At 38.9% G+C, this 23,232-nt stretch carries 16 protein-coding genes; 8 read left to right on the plus strand and 8 right to left on the minus strand.

Annotated elements, in window-relative coordinates:
- Window positions 1-9 precede the first annotated feature (9 nt).
- Together PV783_RS24860 and PV783_RS24865 are read right to left on the minus strand one after the other, a co-directional pair.
- Window positions 10-1,992, minus strand: a complete 1,983-nt coding sequence (locus tag PV783_RS24860) for an AAA family ATPase (RefSeq protein ID WP_420989987.1) — start codon at window positions 1,990-1,992, stop codon at window positions 10-12.
- Between the two features lie 169 nt (window positions 1,993-2,161).
- The gene (locus PV783_RS24865) at window positions 2,162-2,800 is read right to left on the minus strand and encodes a hypothetical protein (RefSeq protein WP_420989988.1); all 639 of its coding nucleotides are present in this window, start codon (window positions 2,798-2,800) and stop codon (window positions 2,162-2,164) included.
- Between the two features lie 314 nt (window positions 2,801-3,114).
- Here PV783_RS24865 and PV783_RS24870 point away from each other — a divergent pair, with 314 nt between their 5' ends.
- From PV783_RS24870 to PV783_RS24885, 4 genes are all read left to right on the plus strand, one after another.
- Complete coding sequence (locus PV783_RS24870) at window positions 3,115-4,575, plus strand: hypothetical protein (RefSeq protein WP_420989989.1); 1,461 nt, start codon at window positions 3,115-3,117, stop codon at window positions 4,573-4,575.
- Between the two features lie 110 nt (window positions 4,576-4,685).
- The gene (locus PV783_RS24875; protein WP_420989990.1) at window positions 4,686-5,735 is read left to right on the plus strand and encodes a cellulase family glycosylhydrolase; all 1,050 of its coding nucleotides are present in this window, start codon (window positions 4,686-4,688) and stop codon (window positions 5,733-5,735) included.
- Window positions 5,732-6,847 carry a metallophosphoesterase gene (locus PV783_RS24880; protein ID WP_420989991.1) on the plus strand — a complete coding sequence of 372 codons (1,116 nt, stop codon included), beginning with the start codon at window positions 5,732-5,734 and terminating at the stop codon, window positions 6,845-6,847. Before PV783_RS24875 ends, PV783_RS24880 begins: the two co-directional genes overlap by 4 nt.
- Window positions 6,848-7,002: 155 nt before the next feature.
- On the plus strand, window positions 7,003-8,913 hold the full coding sequence (locus PV783_RS24885; protein WP_420989992.1) for an SIR2 family protein: 1,911 nt from the start codon (window positions 7,003-7,005) through the stop codon (window positions 8,911-8,913).
- A gap of 103 nt (window positions 8,914-9,016) precedes the next feature.
- Here the strand turns inward: PV783_RS24885 and PV783_RS24890 are convergent, their stop codons facing one another.
- Both PV783_RS24890 and PV783_RS24895 read right to left on the minus strand, forming a co-directional pair.
- Window positions 9,017-9,877, minus strand: a complete 861-nt coding sequence (locus PV783_RS24890) for a hypothetical protein (RefSeq protein WP_420989993.1) — start codon at window positions 9,875-9,877, stop codon at window positions 9,017-9,019.
- Between the two features lie 125 nt (window positions 9,878-10,002).
- The gene (locus tag PV783_RS24895) at window positions 10,003-10,941 is read right to left on the minus strand and encodes a hypothetical protein (protein WP_420989994.1); all 939 of its coding nucleotides are present in this window, start codon (window positions 10,939-10,941) and stop codon (window positions 10,003-10,005) included.
- A gap of 1,207 nt (window positions 10,942-12,148) precedes the next feature.
- Between PV783_RS24895 and PV783_RS24900 the strand changes: the two genes are divergently transcribed.
- From PV783_RS24900 to PV783_RS24915, 4 genes are all read left to right on the plus strand, one after another.
- Complete coding sequence (locus tag PV783_RS24900) at window positions 12,149-13,561, plus strand: protein kinase domain-containing protein (RefSeq protein ID WP_420989995.1); 1,413 nt, start codon at window positions 12,149-12,151, stop codon at window positions 13,559-13,561.
- Window positions 13,551-14,024 carry a MauE/DoxX family redox-associated membrane protein gene (locus tag PV783_RS24905; protein WP_420989996.1) on the plus strand — a complete coding sequence of 158 codons (474 nt, stop codon included), beginning with the start codon at window positions 13,551-13,553 and terminating at the stop codon, window positions 14,022-14,024. The genes PV783_RS24900 and PV783_RS24905 overlap by 11 nt, the downstream gene beginning before the upstream one ends.
- Window positions 14,025-14,456: 432 nt before the next feature.
- The gene (locus tag PV783_RS24910; protein WP_420989997.1) at window positions 14,457-14,738 is read left to right on the plus strand and encodes a hypothetical protein; all 282 of its coding nucleotides are present in this window, start codon (window positions 14,457-14,459) and stop codon (window positions 14,736-14,738) included.
- A gap of 116 nt (window positions 14,739-14,854) precedes the next feature.
- On the plus strand, window positions 14,855-15,139 hold the full coding sequence (locus PV783_RS24915; RefSeq protein WP_420989998.1) for a hypothetical protein: 285 nt from the start codon (window positions 14,855-14,857) through the stop codon (window positions 15,137-15,139).
- A gap of 47 nt (window positions 15,140-15,186) precedes the next feature.
- Here the strand turns inward: PV783_RS24915 and PV783_RS24920 are convergent, their stop codons facing one another.
- From PV783_RS24920 to PV783_RS24935, 4 genes are all read right to left on the minus strand, one after another.
- The gene (locus tag PV783_RS24920) at window positions 15,187-16,659 is read right to left on the minus strand and encodes a peroxiredoxin family protein (RefSeq protein WP_420989999.1); all 1,473 of its coding nucleotides are present in this window, start codon (window positions 16,657-16,659) and stop codon (window positions 15,187-15,189) included.
- 23 nt (window positions 16,660-16,682) lie between these two features.
- Window positions 16,683-18,092: a RagB/SusD family nutrient uptake outer membrane protein gene (locus PV783_RS24925; RefSeq protein ID WP_420990000.1), complete on the minus strand. Its 1,410-nt coding sequence runs from the start codon at window positions 18,090-18,092 to the stop codon at window positions 16,683-16,685.
- 14 nt (window positions 18,093-18,106) lie between these two features.
- Complete coding sequence (locus tag PV783_RS24930; protein ID WP_420990001.1) at window positions 18,107-21,589, minus strand: SusC/RagA family TonB-linked outer membrane protein; 3,483 nt, start codon at window positions 21,587-21,589, stop codon at window positions 18,107-18,109.
- Window positions 21,590-21,892: 303 nt separating this feature from the next.
- Window positions 21,893-23,128 carry a FecR family protein gene (locus tag PV783_RS24935; RefSeq protein WP_420990002.1) on the minus strand — a complete coding sequence of 412 codons (1,236 nt, stop codon included), beginning with the start codon at window positions 23,126-23,128 and terminating at the stop codon, window positions 21,893-21,895.
- Window positions 23,129-23,232 lie beyond the last annotated feature (104 nt).

The following is a 23,232-nucleotide window of genomic DNA, read 5'->3' on the forward strand; positions in this document are numbered from 1 at the left end:
AAATTGTTACTATTCTTTTATAAATCCATTGTTTCTCAGAATCTCTTCAATTAAATGCTCAAGTAATTGATAACCTGCCTCTGCCTGCCACTTTGTAAATTCATCGTCCTTCAATAATTCTATAATATTATTTAGATCCTTAGCTGATAGAGTCTCAGGCAGATAATCTTCAATATCACCTTTACTTAGGATGTAATTTCTATTTGCACGCTGGGCAATCGTAAAATCCTCAATACGCTTTAGTTCTATAGCGTTAATTCCGGGCTTTAATTTTTGTTTGGTGCTCTTTAGATAGTCTCTAAATTTGGATAATGCTTTAAGATCATTTTGGGTAATTGCCTCATCTAAAATATCTATCAGAGCCATATTGTCCGTACTGGAGCCATTCGTAAATACAAATCTTTCCAATTTCTTCCTATTGGTAACAAACAGGTCATCCAGGCCGTTGTTTTTGATCTGACTAACAAAATCAAGATCAGCGATAAAAGCATTCGGAATTCTAAATAAATCCAAGAAGCTGCGGTATTTGTCTATGTTATGCTTTCCTCCAATGTCTACTACTTCAGCAACAAATAGCTTATCGTGTTTTTTTAGCACTACATTTACTATCTTCTGAAATACAAGTCTGTCGGTAATTCCTTCCACAAGAATTACCATATCAGCAAAAAATATCTTTTCGTTATTGGTTGTGTTGATGATGTGTAAATGTTCTTTTATGTTGGCTGTAATTCGGTGATTCAGGGATACATGCCGACTTTCCTTACCTGCTTTATAAATCCGAATTAGGTTAGGAAGAGTTTCCTTTTGGATAAAAACAGGTGAATGGGTGGTAATGAAGAACTGGTTACCAGTAATCTCAGCCAAGTCTTTAAAAAGTTGAAGCAATAAATACTGCCACCTTGTATGCAAATGAAGTTCCGGCTCATCAATTGCAATGATACCATTTGCAATTCTAAAAGCGAAAATCCCAAAAATGTAATTGATGATTTCCTTCTCTCCCGAACTAGCATCGTTCAGTCGTAACTTATCACCATCTTTAATCAACAAAATTTCAAAAGCATTTGTATCCTTGTTAATCCAATCCATTTCCCATCTATAACCTAAGATGGATAAATAACGTGAAACCAACTTTACCTCCGGATCATTGTCCCATATTGTGAGATATCCCACTTCTTTAGCCATCTGGACCATGGACAGATACTTACGTGAAAAATATGTGGTTGCTAATCCTAATAATGAGGAAGGAGTTTTAGAATCTGCGTTCGAAAGCGTCAAAATTTGTTGATTATAGTTTATTGTTGACAGGACACTTTGATTTTCATCTGGTCCAGTGGTAGTTCTGTAAGGTCCCATAAACAAATATGGCGGTCTTAGTAGAGCCTCTCCAGTTTTTGTCAGGTAAAAGCTATAATAGTCATAAAGATTTAGGTATGCCAGAAACAACTGCTTTTTAAAATCAATCAATAATACTTCCTGTTGATCTTGACCAGAAACAGGTGCCTTGAAAGAATAAGTTAGAGAGGTATCTAATTTGTCATTCTTGATTTTAAATGAAATCACCTCATCGGGTACCAAGGTTGAGAAGTCCCAGTTAATATTTGAAAATGTTGCTGGCGTCAAACCATTCTGAAAATTAGCTTTATAAAAATCTACAAAGGCAGGGGTAATTGATTGCAACATCGCAATATTCTCTATGTCCTGTTGTTTTATAACGAAAAATATTTCTATTTCGCTGTCTTCTGTCGTATTATTAAACCTATCGAGTATACCACTAAAGTGTGGTGTAGATGTTTGATACTTATTAGACGTCGGCAACTTTTCAAATGTATGCCTAACCAAAAAGTACTTTCGTAAAGTCATTGAAATTATATCCAGAAGATTACTTTTCCCGCTGGCATTGGGACCAACTATGATATTAAAGCTTTGATCAAACTCAAAAACATCGTGTTTGAAACTTTTAATATTTGTAATATAGAGTCGTGAAATTTTCATGTGTGCATTTTGGAAATCACCCAATTAGTTCTTAAATTGAACTCTTCGCCATTTTCTAAGGGGTTATGGAGACTAAGCCGATTTATTTTTGGCGCCCCTACAACCAAACTAAATATCTAGTTATTGGTACATCAACCAATTATTAGTAGACCAAACATAACGACTGTCGTTAAAGTAACATGTGATCGTAATCGGCATTCAACTGTAGGAAGGATGTTAGTGAAAGTGCCTGCCAGCATTCTTCATGAAATGTTTTATGGGACATGCAGTGGGCTAATACTTCAGCATGGATTCTAGGATTCGTCACATTGATAGCTCTGCATTCAAAATCCACGAGGTGACGCGCCGGTAACAGCCCCGTTGAATGGAAAACCGGCATGATGAAGTCTACTCCATTTAATCGGAGTAACCTGACAAAGGTGATGGCGTCCTGTTTCAAATGAGTAAGCAATACTGTAAAAATCCATGTTTCCTGTGCTGATTTAAGCCTAGTCATTGTGAATCTTTTATCCTCTCTTATCTGCTGGCTGAAAATGCTCCAGGCATTCTCCAATATGCTCCACCCCTTGTGGTGATCATTAAGCTTTTCCTGTGTGATATCTTCCAATAAATCAGCTTCGGAATCAAAAGGAGCATCATCGCTTTCGTACCCGATGGCTAAAGAAAGCGGAAAATGGCCCAGGTCGGATTTGAAATAAGGTTTGATTATCGCGGTATTCGCACCGTACTTCAATTCAAAGTAGACTTTAAGCACCTGGTCTTCATGGGGTACATCAAATACCAGCGACTGAATGTATTTCTCTTTCATGCCCTTAATTTTGCTAAAATTAGGGCTGTCTGTGTTTTAATGTGTAAACCGGATGTTAACAAATCCCAAATTCACATAAAAGATTGAGTTTGCCTATCAATTTACATCATTGACAATCAACATGTTATTAAATACTCTCACCAAAGCTATACGCACCAGTGTGCGGCCTATTTGAAAACAAGCCTATTGTTAATTATGAGTTTCCGCAATTGGAGAATGGGATTGCTCAGTCCAGGTACGAGGTTTCGGATAGCTAAAATGGACAAATTAAGGTTGGCATAATTTCCTATTATTATGATAGAAACCCTTAATCTATGCCAACTTTCCCTCAAAGTATTGTTCCTGAGTTATTCAGGGAAAAGGCCTATCGGCGGTACCTCGCCACAGGACTCCTGCTGATGACTTTACAAATCACATTGTTTAAACTCCTATACCCCTACGCCGATTTTTTCTCCGATTCTTACAGTTATATCTATGCGGCAATAGCCGGTCTAAATGTTAACCTCTGGCCCATCGGTTACACTAAATTTATCCTGCTGTTTCACCAGATCAGCCATTCGGATACTGCACTGGTGGTATTTCAATACTTCTGTATCCAGTTGTCCACTCTTTACCTGCTGCTGAAAATCTTCTATTATTACCGGCCCGGTAAACTGGTCAGCAATATCCTGTTTTACGTGCTGATGCTGAATCCAGTCATTCCCTATCTCAGCAATTATATCTCCAGCGATGGTTTGTTCCTCGCACTCAGCCTATGCTGGGCTGCGCAGCTCATTACCCTGCTGCATAGACCCACGGTTTTGCTGCTTGTAGTTCATTCCGTGCTGATTGCGATAGCTTTTACGGTGCGGTACAATGCCATTTATTACCCAATTATCAGCGCTATTGCCTACCTGATGTCCGGCAGAAAAGTAATCTATAAAACAACGGGAATCCTCCTTCCGGTATTGCTGATGGGATTATTTATGAACTATACCAGTAATGAAACAAAAAAATACACCGGAACAAAGGAGTTTTCCGTATTCGGGGGCTGGCAACTGGCCAACAATGCCCTGTATATGTTCCCCCATATTGAAATGAAGGAAACGCCACCGGCAGCATGTGCGGAATTTCACCAGACTGTACTTCGTTTTTTCCAAAAGGCGGGGCCACAGATGAAGGACCTGCGTCCTTCGGACGGCGCCTTCTACCTGCGGGATCAAAACGCTCCGCTGAAGGTCTACTTAGCACAAAAAATGAGCGAAAAAGAAGATAGCAGCGGCGGCATCCAGTCCTGGGGATCGGTATCACCGATCTATGCCAGTTACGGTAAGTTCCTAACAAAAAATTATCCGGTGGCCTTCGTCAGGTATTTCATACTTCCGAATACTTTAAACTACTGGTTGCCGCCGATAGAGAAACTTAATGTGTACAATTTAGGTAGCTTCCGGGTCTACCCCATCGCGCAATACTGGTTTGATTACCCAAAGGATGAAGTCACTGCGGTTTCCTTAAATGGCCAAAAGGCTATCCTGATGTTCTTTCCTGCGCTTTTTGGCGCGCTCAACTTTATCTTCCTTTGGGCTTTTTTCAGCTTGCTAAGGGGAGGGAAATTCAAATCCCAGGCACCAAAATTTAAAACTGTCCTATTGCTGTTCACCTGTTTGCTGCTGGTCAATGCAGCCTTTGGTATCCTTGCCTCTCCCATCGTGTTCCGGTACCTGGTATTCCCCATGGTCCTGTTAATTATCTTATCTGGTGTGGTAATAGAAAAACTGGATCTCAGTGATAAATAATTCGAAATGAGCTACCAGTATTTGGCGTAGAAAGATGATATTTGCCCCGTTAAAAGCGGGGGCGGATAAATGCGGGCATAATATCATTTCATCTAATTACCACCAAAACTATGAAGCTGTTTCACCGACTATTACTGATTGTTTTTCTATCTCCGATTTACACCATACAGGCCCAAAGCTGGTCAAAAGCAAAAGCAGCGGCCTGGTATAAAAAGCAGGGCTGGCTGGCCGGTGCTAATTTTATTCCCTCCACGGCAGTCAACCAGCTGGAAATGTGGCAAGGAGAAAGTTTTGATCCTACCACCATTAACCGGGAACTGGGTTATGCGGAATCCATAGGGTTTAACGTCATGCGGGTATATCTCCACCATGTCGCCTGGGTACAGGATCCTGAAGGCTTTAAAGGCCGGATCAAGGCCTATTTAAAAATCGCTCATGGCCATCATATTAAAACCATGTTTGTGTTTTTCGATGACTGCTGGAAAGACCAGTACCATGCCGGCCCTCAACCGGCTCCAACTCCGAGTGTCCACAATAGCGGATGGCTTAAAGATCCGGGGGGCCTGATCGATACCAATCCCGCATTAATGGATACTTTGGAAAACTACGTCAAGGATGTACTGCAAACCTTCAGAAAGGACAAACGCGTTATCGCCTGGGACCTGTACAATGAGCCGGGGCATTTCGGGCATGGGGATAAAAGCTGGCCTTTACTGAAGAATGTGGTAGCCTGGTCGAGGTCAATCCCGCTACGGCAACCGGTTACCATCGGGATCTGGAACAAAGACTTCAAAGCCTTCAATGCCTTTCAGCTGGAAAACTCAGATGTGATCAGCTATCACAATTACCGGGATAGCAGCTCAATGCGAGCGGCCATTGATACGCTTAAAGGATATGGCAGACCACTGTTCTGCACGGAGTATATGAAAAGGGTGAACCAGAGTACTTTTATGAGTGTTACACCCATGCTGAAAAAAGAAAATGTAGCGGCCATCAACTGGGGCCTGGTAGCAGGCAAAACACAAACGAACTACCCGCAGGGAAACAAGGGAGGCGAGCCTGAACCACAAATCTGGTACCATGACATCTTTAAAAAAGATGGTACCCCGTTCAGCCAGCAGGAGATTCAGATTATCCGTCATTTAACGCTAAAACCATGAATGGCTTCAAAAAAGTTTACCTGGCACTGCGCTCTTCCTTTCTGTTCATCCCTGCCGTAAATGCTCAGGATACCGCGCTACTAAATGATGGCCCGTACCTGTTTTATGAAAACGGGAAACCTGTTGTTAAGGCCATCATCGACAACCAGATAACCAGGTTAGAAAATCCAAAGGAAGTGCAGGTCAGCTTTAAAGATCACGCTGACTGGAACTTTACTGTTCCCATTCAATCCAGGCTGGAGAATGAACCGGCAGACTTCAAGCTCAATATCGAAAAACTGTTCATTCTGTCAGATATTGAAGGCGAGTTTGAGACATTCAGAAAGATCTTAATTGCCAATAAAGTTATTGACGAAAAATACAACTGGACATTCGGCAAAGGCCGGCTGGTAATTGACGGCGATCTGTTCGACCGCGGCAACAATGTGCCTGAAACTTTGTGGCTATTGTACAAACTGGAACAGGAGGCGAAAAAACAGGGTGGCTATGTACATACCCTGCTCGGCAATCATGAAATTATGAACCTGAGCGGAGATCTACGCTATGTGGAACCTAAATATTTAGAAAGTGCGAAATTATTGGGTATAAGCTATATGCGGTTGTATGATCATAATACAGAACTGGGCAGGTGGCTGAGGACAAAAAACATCATCGAGCGCATAGGTGGGAAACTGTTCCTCCATGCAGGCATGTCTCCGGAAGTCTACAAGCACAAACTCTCCGTGGAAACCATCAATTCCAAATGCAGGCCCTATTACGCCTCTTCCAAAAAGGATTTGCCGGATTCCATGAAAGTATTCTTCGGGAAGGACTCGCCTTTCTGGTACAGGGGATACTTCCTGCCACCCAGAACGACCACCGCTGAGCTGGAAAAGATACTCCGTTTCTATAACTGTACGCTGATCATTGTGGGGCACACCATCCTGAAAAGAAATGTTGCATTTTATTATGGGGGAAAGGTATTAGATGTAGATACAGATCAACATGCAGGCAAAGGTGCAGGCGCCTTATTTACCAACGCGAAATGGTTTGCCATAGATGCTACGGGTAAACGAAAAAGGTTGCATTACAAACGCAAAAATGATGAGATAAAAGAGGAAGATATATTGTAAATAAGCATAATGCCATCTCATCTACTTTGCACCATAAAAATCATTTCTGTACACAGGAAAATGGAACATTTGTGTCATTAATTATTTCGAAAAACTGCATTATTTTTAAAGCTTAGATCGTTCTGAACGAAGGAAGTATTAAAATCCCCAAATCAATGATCCGAAAAGCATCCATCCAAGAATTAGCGAAACTACTCCGAACTTTAAAAGAAGATAATAAAAGTGCCATTTTATTTTTGGGTGCTGGGGCGTCCAGGTCCGCCGGCGTACCATTAGCCGGAGAATTAGCTGACATATTAATCAATCATAGGAAATATGGCTCTTTCATGACTGATTTGTCGGACAAGGGTTATGTTTCCTGTATGACCAAACTACCAGCAGGATACAGGAAGCAATTCTTAAAAGAGTACACGGAAACTGCCAGAATAAATCAAGCGCATTTATACGCTGCGGCGCTAGTGAAACAAGGATACATAGATACAATAGCTACCGTAAATTTTGATCAATTGATGGTCAAGGCCCTATCATTGGTTAATATCTATCCAAATGTTTATGATTTAGCTGCAAGTAAAGGCTTTATTCTGGGCGGAATTGAAACGCCATCAGTTGCCTACCTGCACGGGCAATCTTATGGATTCTGGCAATTCAATACCAAATCTGAAATGGAATATGGCGCTAAGAATGTCAATACCTTTTTTACGAGTCAACTGGCTAATAAGGCAATAATTGTATTGGGCTATAGCGGCGCCGACCCGGTTTTTGAGATTTTATCTCAAATAGAGAAATTTGAATTTGGGTTATATTGGATCGGCTATCAATATGACGCCCCAAATCAGAACGTTCAAACATTTCTAGAGACCGCCAATAAGGAATGTTATTTAATCGAAGGCTACAATGCAGACACCTTTATGGACGGCCTCAAAAAGGAATTAAAGGTCGCAGAACCTAATATACTGAGCAAGCCATTTAGCCATGTCAAAGAATCTCTGGAGATAATAGGTGACTTTGAACTACAAGGCAAAACAAAAATTCTCTGGACAAAAAATGTTTTGGAATGGGTAAATGCCGCGATTGAAGGCTTTGAAGAAGGACGTGGCTTTACCAATATGCCACAGTTCAATGATCAGAATATTCAAGTCGGAATACTGATAGAGAAGGCAAAAGAAATCTTATCTAATAGAAATTATGATAAAGTAACTGAGATAGAGAACGATATTCAACGATCCGGAAACGCTGATGCACAAATGTATCTTGCTTTTATTTATGACGATTGGGGAACAACCTTGTTCATGGACGGCAGGCTAAATAATAACCTTCCAGTTATACAATCTGCTATTGAAAAGTTTAGAAAGTCCATTGAATTCAAACCTGACCTCTTTGAGGCTTATTCTAATTTAGGCTCAGCACTGGGGGAGTTTGCAATCCTAGTGAAAAGTGAAAAAATCTTTGAGGAATCAATACAAATGCTTCGTAAGGCAAACGAACTTGCATATGATAATTGGAGCGTCCATTTTAATCTCGCAAATATGCTTTCAAGGGCGCCGAGATTCAAGAATGTAAAAGAAGAATTCATAGATGAAGCAATTAAAAATCTAGAACGAGCCAAAATGCTAAATCCTGATATCTTCCAAATCTATGGATTGCTGGGAAAAATATGGCTTGAACGCGCCAAACGAAATAATTTTGAGCTAAAGGCTCTTGAAAAGGCCGTATTTAATTTCAATGAAGCGCTGATCAGAGGGGGAAAAGGTCATATTGAAACTGTAACTAAGGCAGCTCTGGCGAAAGCCAATTTAGGTTACGAAAAAAAAGATATAGACCTCGTTATTCAGGCTATTGATTTATATAAAATAGCATACAATGCGAATCCAGAAAACTTAATGATAATTGTAAACTATGGTTTAGCTTTAAAACGTCTTACAATATTTACAAATTCTATTGATACTTGTAATCAAGCCATAGATCTATTTCAAAAAGGACTGAAATTTGCCCCTGAAGATCAAAATATAATTAATCTTTTATCGGAGGCGAAAGCGATAAAAGAAAGAGTAAATATCAAACAGTAATATTATTGGGTAAATAAGTATTTTATCGAAAATACATTGCTTCGTCATGTTTCCTCGCAATGACCGGTTGTTGTTTCTCGCAATGCTGCGATTGAGACCCTTTTTAGCTCCTTTCTTTTGAAATGGGAATTCTGGTTTTATCGTAAAACAGGTAAACTGACAAACGGTTCATCGCAGAGGGAACATCTGCATCGGTGAAAATATCCTGAAAAAAAATAACTCCAGCCCCATCCTTTAACACCTGCTGTCCTATCAGCAATCTCAAATAGGCGGCCGGGTTGAACTGCCTGCCAGGAGTTGATCCTCTGGATAAATTGAAAATGGGTGACTTAACAATCATAATGGTCTGGTCTTTCAGCTCATCGATGTGGCAATTATCCATCAGTTGTTTCAATGTAATGAATCCAATTTTTAGTCTATCGTATTCGGGCAAAGGTTGCTGTGTAAAAAGACCGGGGTTAGATTTAAGTACCTGGAATTGTGCGGCGTTACCGCGGTTATCGTAAACGTTCAGTGGGGCATCTGTAAAGCAAGAAGTCCCGTCACATCGAAATTGTACGTCCAATCGGTAATGTTTGAAGTAAGCAGCCATCGTTAACTTGGAAAACAGCAGGTTAAACTTACCCCCATCTAAGGAGGTCAGTTGATCCCAAAAAATATTACCCTCCATTAGATGGGGAAAGGCGGTCATATAGCCTTCCAGTCGCTTGAACATATTGTAACCCATAACGATTCTTGGCTGCCTTAGTCCGGCTCTGAAATGACCGGCCAGCAAAATAATTTTAAACAGATTATAGTCTGCATCATGAGTAAGATGATAATTGTAGCAATCAGGGACATGGAGTAGTTCTTCCCTCCACCTCTGTTTTAATTCAGGAGAAAGCAAGTACTTAAAATTCCTGCTGCGATGGAGAACCATAAAGGTATAAGAAAATAAGTCGTCTATTATCGGGTTATTGTCCATAACAAAGGGGGATCATTCAGCAATAAAATTCCAATAAGCTACCGACTCTAAACAGCAGTTGAAAAGATTGCCTCTGCCTGGCTTATAGATTGCTTCGTCGTTCCTTCCTCGCAATGATGGAATTCTCATAACCCAGGTATGGGCGTATCCCAGTAACCCTTTCTCCATAAGAAGTATCCGGCCACCTGCTCTTTCCCGTGTATACAATCCAACAGATCCGTTTCATTTAGTTCATTATCCCTGGCTGCTTCAGCAACCGAGTAATAATAGTTAATCGGATTTCCGTTCAAGTCAAATTGTGTGATTTGGACACCTCGCTGCTCGTTTTGAATCTGTTGCTGCTGCATCTGCATTAAGGAGGTATCGATAGACTCACTCTTACCGCTTCTCCAATAAAAATCTCTCAATAAAGTAAAGGGGTTCGCTATTGCGTGTTCAATGTCGGTAACGGAGAGCTTGGTCTGCAGGTGAGCCCTATAGATGTTTTCAAAGGTGCAGATCCTGGAACCATTCTGGGCATAGCAGGAAATTTGCGCCCTACGATATATAACCTCTTTAGCATAAGTAGCGTTCTTAAAAAGGCGCATTTTCCTTTCCGGAGTAAATTTCTGACGAGTACTCAGGAAGACGGCTTTTGAATCAGGTCGGTATATGAGTTCTAAGTTCTCCGGACGGATATCCAAATCATTTCTGTTCTTAGCTACAACGGAAAAATCAGCATTATGAAAGGGAAACTCCTTATTGAATAAATAATACACCAGCCTCATGACGTTGAAGATATAGTGTACTCTCTCCGCACATACAATGCAAATCAACTGATAATGATACCCACCATCTTTGAATACTATGGTCGTCTTGACGTTCGATTTATAAATTCGTTCCTTATAATAACGAATTGCCCCGGTGTTTGTCTGAAATTCACGCGCAATCCTTTTCACACGGCCAAACTGTGAGATCAAAGCGAACTTCTCACAACCATAGACAGGTAACCAGCGCTCGCCAGGCAAATCATCCAACGAGAAATTGAAGATGGGTAAAACATCTTTTTCAGAAACTATTTCCATCAATTAAAGTTGAAAATATAACCAAATCGTTAATTAACATGCACTGTTGAAACACTGCATAAATTCAAACTACAAAATTCAACTGCAACAGGACAGCAGAAAAAATATTTCATAATTTCTTTTCAACTGAAAAGAAATTGCAGTGGTCCGCGCTAGTTTTACATCATTGGAAATGCCAACAGAAAACTCAAAATAACCGGAAGGAAAAAATTCAGAAAACCCGTGAAATAGGCACAAAGAAAACATCACACCCTAAAATATTCCATTTATGAAATGGTGTAAAAGTGTCCTGCTTACTTGCAGCATCTTATTGGGATTCTTCAAGGTCTATTCAGAGGCACAGAGTCCCTTTCATATATTAAAAAAAATGTAGCCCGTATATTAAAATCACTGGGCTGCTTGATCCATCTAAAAGCATACCTCCCAGTCCTCATCCAAGTTGGCATGAAGTATCCAGAGATCAGGGACTGGCAGCAACAAAGGTTATATAGATGCAGCAGGCGGAATACCGAGTCTATTATTAAGGTGCTATATTAAGTAATGTCATCCATTAACAAAAACGCATCATGAAATTCCTAAAAACTCTAGCAATACTAATTTCCGCTGTTATTGGAATGCTATCAGCATATGCTGAATCCAACAGAGTCGTTATCTATTATGTCAACATCTGTGATGACGTGTTCCATCAATATACCAGGGTTTCAAATTATAACCCGGCAAACTGTGCGATTGCCTTTATTAGACCATGCTTTTACGAAAGCCCGGTTGATCTGGGAACATACACCTATGAGGCCAGTTTAACCGCAGCAGGAGCAATACCAAGCTCAAGAAAGGGCTGCTATGTTCCTCAATGACTTCGCCGGTCTAGTTATTTAAACAACCTAGAAATAATACCAGTATGAATTATCTACTGATCTTGCTATTCTGTTTTTCAGAACCAGAAACAAAGGAGCAATCCAAATCTAGTCTGTGTTTTCAATATACTTATGACAGCACAATTAACGCCTATCTCCTGATTAATGAGCACTACAGTGGAAAATCAGTCTTAGGTGGTAATCAGCCCCTTTACTATGAATGCCCTAAGAATGTTGGTCTAATTGTAAGTGAAGAAATGCTATTGGAAGCAGAGGGGAAAGCCAGTTCACAAAAAGGTCGCTCGTATTACCTGTAAATAAAGAATTTAAAAAATAGTCAACAATAAAACCTCATGGAGGCGAATAAAGAAATCGTTTATCGCGTATACTCAACTTTGCTTGACCGACTGGGCCTCGACTATGTGGAAGAAGGTCCCTGGTTGATTCACGGAACACCAATGCTTAACAATAATTGGGTTTTGTACATCTCGGTAAAAATCGCTCAAGTAGCAGAAATTCTAAAGCGGATCATGCCTGAAATCAAAAATCTTAACGTTTCATTCCGCCTAATCAAGGATGATGAACAGGCATACGAATTGAACACAGGTCAATTTGATTTTCATGATGTCGGCAAGTTTCTAACAGTCTATTGCAGCACAGAGGACGTTGCCAAAGAAGTTGTGAAGACAATTGAATCCTTAACCCAGGATTATCTGGGCGCGGAGGTTCCGTATTCCTTACGAGTTGGAAAGAATATCTATGCACATTGGGCTACCTTAAGAGGAGTACAGGATGCCGAAGTAAAGGAAGTATTATCCCTCGAGGTTCCAAACGCGTCAAAAATTCCTTTTTCAATAAGTAGAAAATATAGACATAAAGGCTCCAAAAAATGGTATGGATGGTTCTATTTGAAAGATAAAATATTAAGACCTGGACCTAAGGGAGAAGTCTTCCTCGCTTACAGTTTAAAAAGCTTACAGTTCAAGGAGGTTGTGATAAAAGAAGGCAGGCACTGTGTATTTGAAGATTTCAATGGACGGGATATAAAGGATCGGTTTTCTTGGCAAAAAAAAGTACTTGTTGAAGTAGGAAACTATATACCTACAGCAAAGTACGTAGACTATTTCGAAGAAAACGGGAATTATTATCTAGTAATTGAAAATCTAAAAGGTCAGCTCTTACCGAAAAAGGTTGAAGAATTGAAAAGCGGAGAATCATGGGTAAATTTATCACCCGCAATTAAGAAAAAAATACTAAACTTCTATAAGCAGATATTGGGCATTGTGGCAAAGCTTCATGAATTAGGTTATGTGCACCGGGATATCCAAGACCATAATTTCATTGTGGATAAAAATGATAATCTCAGCATTATAGATTTCGAGTTGAGCTACAATACAAAATCCGGTGAACCGGAAGAACCCTTTCTACTGGGAACGCTGGGCTATGTAGCACCAGAGCAAATCAATCTGGAGCGACCAACAGAGCAGGTTGACATGTATAGTTTAGGGGCTTTGCTTGCCTTTCTCATAGTAGGTGAGCACCCTTCCACCATGATCTCAAAGGAGTACGAAGAAGTTTATGAAAAAATAAACAAATATTCAGATTCCAATCAGTTAACTGGATTAATCAACAATCTTCTAAATCCAGACCCAACAGTACGTCCAAATATGTTAGCACTGGAGCATGAAATAAACAAATACATTGAGGACCTTCAAATAGGGAAAATAAAATCAGAACATATTAAAGTGCATCCATATGAAAATTAAAAAAATCTTACTGGAAATCTTTATCGCAATTCTTGTCATTCTTTTCGCGTACACAGCATCAATAAAACTCCTGAAATTTGAAGAGAATGTAATGGCAATGAAAGCCCAACCGCTAGTACCCTGGCTCCAAAGGTTTTTAATATATGGTGTGCCAATTTCGGAGATAGTCGCAATTATACTCCTGGCAATCCCAAGATTCAGGAGAATCGGATTATTTTTTACCGCGGGACTTTTATTTTGTTTTACTGGATATGTAGTTCTGGTAAATCTAAACTACTACGGAAGAATACCATGTAGCTGCGGAGGGGTAATCAGATCATTTACCTGGCAACAACATCTAGCATTCAATTCCTTTTTCATTATTATAGCTATTGCAGCAATCTGGCTTGAAAATCGGACATCAAAACACCAAAGTGGCAGAACTAATACGAGTTACTCAGAGGGTCGAATATCTTTGCATTAAAAATAAAAACATTACACATGCAACGGTTTATTTTCCTTGTCGCGGCTGCTTTAATAGGGATTGCGTCATCCAGAGAAAACCAGATCAGTGAACGGACCAATCATATTTGGGTACGTACCTTGGATAGTGCTAAAGAGGTCAATTTCTACGATATTTCCAATTGCGTCCCACTCCCTAATTCTTATTGCAGTTATTGGACGACAACAGATTTCGGAGTTCATACCATGTCCGATAGCTTATTTCAAGAATTATTGTCAGCAGGTTTGTTTACAGGTCATGATTATAACAGAAGGTATCTAAATTAAACTCCTAGATGCTATATAAATAAACATATCACGACTTTGAAATGATACAACTAAGGAATTAATCTTGTTAGATGATTCTTACCAATGCCATAATAACAATTATTCTTAAATACTTAAACACAAAATAATGAAAACTATAAAATTCGTTTTTGTGGCTACAGCAGCCTTTATTGGTCTATCCAGTGCAATTGCATCTACTAGACGTGTTGTATTTACTTATGGTCAAATGGCTAATGGCAATTACATCAAACTTACTCAGCCATATGACCCCTCCAAATGTATTGGTGCAGCACCAAACCGTTGCATATATACCGTTGGAGTTGATCTAGGGTCTACAACAACTAAGGCCACACTTACAGCTGCTGGAGCTGTTCCTTATGGACTTAATAGGTACTATGTTGGTTTATAACGTTTACTTACTCATCATATTTAATAAATAAGAGAAAAATGGTGAAAACTTTCTCTATTCAATAATACTTGCAAGTACATAAATCCAATTATTCTTAACCACTTAAAAACACAAAAATGAAAAGTGTAAAATTAGTTCTCGTGGCTGCTGCAGCCTTTGTTGGTTTGTCCTCTGCTATTGCTTCAACTAGCCGTGTAGTGTTTACCTATGGTCAAAAACCAAACGGTGAGTATTTTAAATTAACTCAGCCTTTTGACGCGACTAAATGTATCGGACCTTTGACCAACAAGTGCGCTTACACAGTTGGCGTCGACCTGGGTGCTACTACAACTATTGCCACCCTGACAGCTGCTGGAGCACATCAAATTTCTGCTCTCAACAGAATTTATACTGGTCTTTAATTTGATCAGACCTAGTGGGCAATTCGCTCACTAGGTCTATTTCCTATTTAACTTGGTTTGTTATAAATCTTCTTTAATTCAGCATTAATAATTGCGATGAATTTAGTTGTAAACCCTTCACCAAAATTAGGATAAGGTGGATTGCTCTCTAAAATATTACCTACGGAATCAATAATCATTAAAAATGGATAGCCTTGAATTTGGTAATGCCTAATGATTTCATGGTTTTCACCAAGCCCATTAGTATATAAATTAACACTTGATTCATTTGTATATTTTCCACTTTTAATGGCATTTTTAAATATATCAATTTTCTTGTCTATGCTTATGGAAACGAAAACAACATTGGGATTGTTTTTAAAATAAGGTATAACCTCTTCCATCCCTTTGGCTAAATTAGCACATCCATGACATCCATTAAAGTAGAAGTCTAAAATAACGATTTTTCCACGAAAATCGGTAAGTCGAACATACTTACCAGTTGAATCTTGCAATTTAAAATTAAACGCAGGCGTACCGACACCGAATAATTTCATACTATTTTTCAAAGTAGATTTGCTAAAATTATCCTTCACCAATTTTAACGCTACGCTTCTATAATAGTCTGTACTATCGCGATAAGAAATATCACCTAAAATAGAACTCATCAGGAGTCGATCCCGAGTAGCACCGTAATAACTATTCATAATATTATGAAAGAGAAATGCAAACTTACTTCCAATTTTCTTGCGATAAATTGCCAAATCTACATTTACAGCTTCTTTCATTAAAAGGTAATCAAAATAGGAATTAGAATTATACTTCGCATCATCAGAAGAGGTGATAAATTTATCTCCGGCGTACTTGGATAAAAAAAGAAATATTGCTTCCTTTTCCTGCTGGCTCAAATCATTTAGAAAGAAAGTCCTGAGATTTGAAATCCTAGCTAATTCCGTACCATACTCAATGTTATTTCGAATTACCTTATAAACCTTGTTATTAATTTTTGACTTATATTGATTAAGAATCTTCATCCTATCAGTGGTAAATTGATCAAGGTCTACCATATACTTCGCCAGATAAGTTGAGTCAATTCTACCTTTATAACCATAATTACGTGTATTGATACCAACATTAAATATTGCTAACTGGCAGGTATACTTTTCAGATCCCGGGCCGGTGAAAGTAACTTTTTTCCCTTTTAATACCATTGTAACATTATCACCAGCCTCCACAAAAAATGGTCTGCCATTAATCACCCCCCCATAAGAATCGGTGAAGCTAATTCTATAATATCCACTCTCTCCTAGATATTTAAAGTGACAAACAGAGGTATTAAAAGTCATTTCACACTCATAATATTTCGAGACTGGCCAATTTCCATATAAAGAATACTCCTTAAAATATTCCACCTTTAAAATTTGTCCTACAGCTATTGAATCATAATTGTGTATGGTCAAATTAATCTCGCCTGGTAAACCTAAACTAGCCTTACACAAAAGAGCAGAAAAAATTAGAACTAAAAGCATTCGAGCTTGCATATTATTTTATTTTAGTTATTTGATTATCGAATATTTTGTTGAATATTGCTTAATGCTATTTCATCATCTGGAATAGGCATAACATATTTAGAATCATTAGGAGGTAAGGAAAATGTCTTTTCATTTAATACCCTGGTTAGGGTAATATTCGCGCCCTCTATATTCATACGCTTTAAATCAGTCCAGCGTAATCCTCTAAAAAACAACTCTTTTCGCCTTTCCAGGAGAATTATACTTAACGCTTCAGAAGAAGATGAAGCCGATTGATTAACATAAGTCGTCATACCAGTGTTGGTACCAACCTTCCACCTTTTAATCAATAATTTATTTAGCACATCCATTGCAGAGTTGTAATCTCCATTCCGTGCCAAACACTCTGCCTTTATCAAATATATTTCATCAACAGCAAGCCCTGAAAAAGGTGCGCCTGATTGACCCGCATAACCTCCTTTTCCAGAGTAAAAAACACCATTTTCAGAAGTAAAAAAAGTATCTTTCCTTAAATCATTCTCATCATACAATTTAATCAAGTCAGGATTAATAACGGTCGTAGCGCCAGGCCCTACTATTGGTACAGAATAATAAAAATGAATTGTACTTTGAAAGATTACCTCATCATTAGAAACCAAAAATGGGTACACTGATGAAGTGTCTAGTGAATTATAGTCAATCAACATGTCATATGTATTTAGGGAATTATTAGCTGATGTAAGTGCCTTGTCATATTCTTGCATGCTTAAGTATATCCTACTTAGGAGCGCATATAAAGCGGCTCTTGATGGCCTATTACGGTTATTTGTAGGGAATGAATCCGAGTATAGATCAATTGACGATTCTAAATCTGAAAGGATTTGATCATATGTTTCTTTTACCGTAGCACGGGGTTCAATGTTATTTACGTTTGGAGATAGCTTCAATGGAATTCCCAAATCGCTTACAGCTGAAGTTTTATTATACACCGGAGCAAAAATCTGGACCAGATTATATAACGAATAGCTTCTTGAAAATAAGGCCCAAGCTTTTACAAATTTCCCTTTTGCACTCTGCTTATCGGAATCATTGAGCCTATCCCATTGATCCAGTACTACATTACTCGTGAAAATAGCCTTATAAGGCAGATTCCAATCTGGAACCTGATTGTCACCCTGGTAAATATCTTTAGCCCATATATAACTATTTCGTTCTGTTTTTATCCCTGAATTGTTATACTCTTCAATAGAGGGATAGTAGTATTCGTCACCTGAAAGTATTCCTAGAGCGGGAGTGACAAGCGTCATGACTTCTCTATTATCTAACAGATTTACCATGTCCTCAAGGGATTGAGGAACTACAATATTAGTATTGGGCTTTTTATCTAAGAATTCTTTCTTACATGCAGAAGTAAAAAAGAATATAATAACTATAGCAAAAAAATGCAATTTATGAAAGTTCATTTTCCCCTCCTTTTTTAAAAATTAGCTGTTAATCCGATCGCAAAGGCTCTAGGATCGACTGGTCTGTAAAAGCCGTTTCCTGTATAGTCCGGATCTAAATCTTTACTATTCGCTTTCCAAATTAAGCCGAGACCACTTGCATAGCCGTACAAACGAAGTGTTTGAAATGGCAGAGTATGATGATTGTTTGAAATGGTATAACTTAGTCGAATATCTTGCAACCGTAAATGATCACCTCTTTCGATTAAAGTTTCTGAACCTAGATAAAAAGCATCCCTTTGAGCATCGGCTGGATAACTTAATGATGGAACATCAGTTTTCTTTTCATCTCCAGATTTTTGCCATCTGTTGGCGTAATCCGCAGACCTGAAACCTGATGAAGACGTAAATGAACCTCTTCTGAAAGAATACCCAAACTTAAAGGTCAGATTAAAAGACAACTCGAATCCTTTGTACTGAAAGTTATTTCTTAAACTCCCAAAAAAAGTTGGCAAACCTGTGCCTATATATTTCAGATTTCCTGGATCAGTGGAATTCAACATGGCACTATAATCTTTGCTAAGATTGCCATTCAGATAACCCTGAGGATTGCCATTTCCATCTAATCCTGCCCATTGATAAGCAAATAAAGAAGAATATGGCTTTCCAACAAAAGGGTTGCTATAATTTTGCCCTACATAGTTACTGTTAGCCCCTGCCTGCATTTTATACTCTGTAACCTTGTCTTTAACATAATTGAATAAAAAATTACTTGTCCAGCCAAAATTTTCCTTAAGATTTGTACTGTTCAAAGTGAAATCAAGGCCTTTTGTTAGAATACTGGCTGTATTTCCTCTAAATGAAATTAACCCTGACTGAGGTGCTATGGGGCTATCTCCTATCAGGTCTTCGCCTTTCTTCATATAGAAATCAATACTTCCGGAGATTATATCGTTTTTTGATGAAAAGTCTATTCCTGCATTCATTACGTGAACTCTCTCCCATCTAAGTGCAGGATTTGGAGGATTCACAATGACTTGTTGCGGCACATAAAAATCAGGATTAACATTGGCGAGAACCTTTGAAGTCGTATAGGATGATAAAGCCTTACTTAAATTTCCGTTATATCCGTCAGTAAATCTGAATCGTAAATAAGCCAATAAACTAGTTTTGAAAAAATCTTCCTGACTTATCACCCAGCTTAAACCCAGTGAATACAAAGGCACACCTTTTTTATTTGCATCAACGCCGAATAAGTTTGATTCATCTTTTCTGGCGCTTGCGGATAAGGTATATTTTTTATCATAAGTATAACTTGCATTAGTAAAATAAGATAAGAAACGATCCGAAATTCCACCCTGGCTATCAGGGTTAGGAATTCTAAAATTCCCGTTACTAATTATAATTGGAAAATCCCTAAAATAATCAACAGTAACAGCGGTTGCCGTTGCTTCATAGTAACCATACAACCTGGAAAATTTATTAAATGAAGTATAATCCTTTATTTCAGCGCCTGCTATCGCGTTAATCTCATGTTTTGTTCCAAAAATCTGGTTGTAATTGATAGATGCCCTTCCTGAATTGCTTTGATAATTACTATCAGAGAAATCTGCAATTGCTCCGAGCGGAATTGGATGAATTAGTTCCCCGGTAGAAGAAATTTGAGTTACCTGATTAATGAGATTTCTCGTAGAATAAGAATCCAACCGTCTTATCACATTTTGTGCGCTATTCCCCTGTTGATAAAGATAACTAACATTTACATTCACGTATTTTGGCAATATTTTATAATTCAATTGCAAGCTTAACCTGTAATCTGTTAAATCTGATTCGTTGTTATTATTTAGCCGCTCATTGTAGGGATAATAATTCCAGTCTAATAAGCCCTGGTTAACCAAATTATCTTTCGCAGCTGGTCTATAATCTCTAGTAACTGAAATCGCGTTCCCTTCGCTACCTACAACCTGTAAATAAGGAGCGTCAATATTATAAGTATCAGGATTACTTCTTGTTTTACTTTTAGTAAAGAAGATATTTGCATCCAACTTTAATCTATCCTTCAGAAAAATAAATGAGTTATTTGCGGTAAGGTTGATTCTATTATAACTGTTTGATACGATGTTATCCAGATTTCTATCATAGCCGCCTGAAAGATAATACTGATGGTGGCCCAATCCCCCCGTTATATTCAAAGCATATTGTTGATTGACAGCATTTCTTAGGAAGTATTTCGTATAATCATCCCGAGAATCAATACTACGATAATAATCCAGCTGAGCTTCTGCTTCTGTATGGGATAATGATCCTTTTCTTTCTTTTCCCAATATCTCAATTACAGGAGAAATTGGGTACGACGTAAATACCGGAATGGGTATATTTAAATAAGGATTGTACTTTCCTTTATAAAACCAATATTTCTCGAGTTCAATATACTCTTTGGATGTCATTTGTGGTACACTGTACAAATCTGGTTTACCAGTAACAGTTATATTCGTGTTAAATGATACTTTTGGAACCTGATTAGCTTTCCCTTTTTTTGATGTCAAAACAATAACCCCATTACCAGCCCGAACACCCCAGATCGATGCTGCTGCTGCATCTTTTAATACGGTAACCGATTCAATATCATTTGGATTGATGTTTGCCAGATCTCCTTCATAAGGGAAGTTATCCAAAACTATCAGGGGCTCCGTATTTGCAAACAAGGTACTTCTTCCTCTTATGCTAATTCCCGGATCCCCACCGTTCGAGGAAAGGCCACCCGTCTTATTACTTAGTTTATTAAAAGTTAATCCGCTCGTAACCCCATCCAGTCGGTTTATAATATTTGTACCAACACTGCGGTTAAAAAGCTTATTATCTACATAGGAGAAGGAGCCTGTGGCCCGTTCTTTTGGAAGTGTCTGATAGCCCGTATTGACAGTTACATTTACCTCCTGAAGCTCTCTTTTACCCTCTTTTAAAGCAACTAAAATCTCATTTTTCCCTGTCAGTTTTACTTCCTCAGTTTTATAACCAATAAAAGAAAAAACCAAAACCCAATCGGAGAAATGATCTGTTCTTAACAAAATAGAAAAATTCCCTTTCGTGTTGGTCATCGCTGATGTAGCTGTTCCTTTTACTTTTACGCTTACGCCCGACAATGGATTCCCCTGTTCATCTTGTACCTTACCTCTAATTAATGTATCCTTTGACATTTTCGGGCTTTGCTTCAGAATTCCCTGCTGCTTTGCTTTTACAGTTATGGACTTCTCTCCTATAAGGTAGGTAAAAGGCTGGCCTTTAAAGCAGGCTTCCAGTACCCTGGGCAATGCACTGTTCTTCAGGTTAAGCGTTACCGGCCTGGCAAATCTGACCTGGTCCTTGTCATACCAAAAAATGTAGTCAGTTTGCTTTTCAATAAGTGAGAAAACGGTTGCAATCGGGGCATTCCTTACTGCAATGGTAATTCCCTGAGCTAAGGCAACTGCACTTAATTTAAGGCAAATAAAGCATATCAGCAGGACTAGCAGGAGCATACGTTTTCTAAACTGATTAACGTAATGGTTATCGTCATACCCTCCAGGGCACATGGCTAACCGTTTACTTCGCTGTCTCCATCTGATTTTCTGGATATGAGAACAGCATTTAAAAAAAATCATACTTTTACGGGGGGTTAGTTAAAACAATGTTGAGTTGGTACTTTACGTTGAAAGACTCCCAATTTGGCCGGTGGCGTTGGCGAACGCTTATCGGCTTTTTACGGAATTCTTTGTATTAATCTAATTTTGTTTTTTTCGATAGGCAAGTTGTTTAAATCAAATATTCCATTCATTATATGTTTAAGGCTGAACGATCAATGCAATTGTGCCGTTCCGCCGATAGTCGGTTTTAATTACAATCCCATTCTGCTCCAGTGTTTTCACCACTGCAGAAAGTTTAGCGTTCCTGTCAAATCCACCGGTGATCTGTCGTTCCGGAACTTCACCGGCATAAAGAATATCAACGTCGTACCAGCGCGACACCTGCCTCATAATGGCTTTAATATCTGCCTGCTTAAAATACATTCGCCCTTCTTTCCAAGCCATTGCTGTTTGCAGGTCTGCAGGGCTTACTTGTATTTCCTGGCCCCTCCCAGTAGCCGCCTGTTCTCCGGGTTTCAGAATCACTGTTTTAGGTTGCTTCGTCATACTTCCTCGCAATGACTGAGGGGAGCTTCCTCGCAATGGCGGGTACTCTATGCTTTGAGCTAATGATGATTTCATTACGACCTCCACGCTTCCTTCTTCCAGGGTCGTTATTGTTTCGGGCTCTTCATTGTAGCTATTGATGTTAAAATGAGTTCCCAACACTCTTACTTCCTGACTTCTGGTGTGTACTATGAATGGTATAGATTGCTTCGTCTTGCTTCCTCGCAATGACGTGTAGGCTTTAGCCACCTGGAAGTAGGCTTCACCACTTAAAGTCACCTCACGTGTCCCATTTTCGGTTAAGGCTACAGGATAGGTAAGTTTAGAATCGGCGTTCAGCCAGACTTTTGTACCGTCAGGTAGGTTAATTTGATACTGGCCTGCTTTGGGTGTTTCTATAGTGTTGGTAGCATTGCTTTTCTGAACACCATTCCCGGCAATTTCCAGGTAGCTCACTTGCCCCTGCCCGGTTTTGCTGATCTGTATATTGGCCTGTTCTGCAATTGTTCCGTTTGCTATCTGCGAGAGATTAATGCGCTGACCATTGGATAAGGTCAAGAATGCCATGTTTGTTCCTGGGAGAACATCCCTGGAATCTGAAATATGACCAGGATGACGGGAAATGTATAACGCTCCTGATACCAGACAGAAAAAAAGAATGGCGGCTATGCTCCATTTCACCGGTGCTAAATACGGTGATTTCTTTTTTTGCACAATCTTACTTTCCAGTTTGGTAAAATCCTTACGCTGTAAGTCTGATAAATCATCATCAGACAAGCCCGAAGGGGCAGCCGCATTGTGGAATAAAAACCATTTTTCAATGCGTCGTTTCTCCTGCTCAGAACACAGATCGTTCCGATATTTTTCAAGTAATTCTTTTGCATTCATCATCGCATAGTATAAGACATTGGTATTATTTTACCTCATCATTATATACAAGACGTTTGTAAATTCCCGTGTGGGTAACGAAAGGGAAAATAAAAATTCATCAA

The sequence above is a fragment of the Chitinophaga sp. CC14 genome, assembly GCF_048957795.1.
Taxonomy (GTDB): Bacteria; Bacteroidota; Bacteroidia; order Chitinophagales; family Chitinophagaceae; genus Chitinophaga; species Chitinophaga ginsengisegetis.

Excerpts from the sequence above, each read along its gene's own strand:
- PV783_RS24860 (WP_420989987.1), bottom strand. The coding sequence starts at position 1,992 with ATGAAAATTTCACGACTCTATATTACAAATATTAAAAGTTTCAAACAC.
- PV783_RS24865 (WP_420989988.1), bottom strand. The coding sequence starts at position 2,800 with ATGAAAGAGAAATACATTCAGTCGCTGGTATTTGATGTACCCCATGAA.
- PV783_RS24870 (WP_420989989.1), top strand. The coding sequence starts at position 3,115 with ATGCCAACTTTCCCTCAAAGTATTGTTCCTGAGTTATTCAGGGAAAAG.
- PV783_RS24875 (WP_420989990.1), top strand. The coding sequence starts at position 4,686 with ATGAAGCTGTTTCACCGACTATTACTGATTGTTTTTCTATCTCCGATT.
- PV783_RS24880 (WP_420989991.1), top strand. The coding sequence starts at position 5,732 with ATGAATGGCTTCAAAAAAGTTTACCTGGCACTGCGCTCTTCCTTTCTG.
- PV783_RS24885 (WP_420989992.1), top strand. The coding sequence starts at position 7,003 with ATGATCCGAAAAGCATCCATCCAAGAATTAGCGAAACTACTCCGAACT.
- PV783_RS24890 (WP_420989993.1), bottom strand. The coding sequence starts at position 9,877 with ATGGACAATAACCCGATAATAGACGACTTATTTTCTTATACCTTTATG.
- PV783_RS24895 (WP_420989994.1), bottom strand. The coding sequence starts at position 10,941 with ATGGAAATAGTTTCTGAAAAAGATGTTTTACCCATCTTCAATTTCTCG.
- PV783_RS24900 (WP_420989995.1), top strand. The coding sequence starts at position 12,149 with ATGGAGGCGAATAAAGAAATCGTTTATCGCGTATACTCAACTTTGCTT.
- PV783_RS24905 (WP_420989996.1), top strand. The coding sequence starts at position 13,551 with ATGAAAATTAAAAAAATCTTACTGGAAATCTTTATCGCAATTCTTGTC.
- PV783_RS24910 (WP_420989997.1), top strand. The coding sequence starts at position 14,457 with ATGAAAACTATAAAATTCGTTTTTGTGGCTACAGCAGCCTTTATTGGT.
- PV783_RS24915 (WP_420989998.1), top strand. The coding sequence starts at position 14,855 with ATGAAAAGTGTAAAATTAGTTCTCGTGGCTGCTGCAGCCTTTGTTGGT.
- PV783_RS24920 (WP_420989999.1), bottom strand. The coding sequence starts at position 16,659 with ATGCAAGCTCGAATGCTTTTAGTTCTAATTTTTTCTGCTCTTTTGTGT.
- PV783_RS24925 (WP_420990000.1), bottom strand. The coding sequence starts at position 18,092 with ATGAACTTTCATAAATTGCATTTTTTTGCTATAGTTATTATATTCTTT.
- PV783_RS24930 (WP_420990001.1), bottom strand. The coding sequence starts at position 21,589 with ATGCTCCTGCTAGTCCTGCTGATATGCTTTATTTGCCTTAAATTAAGT.
- PV783_RS24935 (WP_420990002.1), bottom strand. The coding sequence starts at position 23,128 with ATGAATGCAAAAGAATTACTTGAAAAATATCGGAACGATCTGTGTTCT.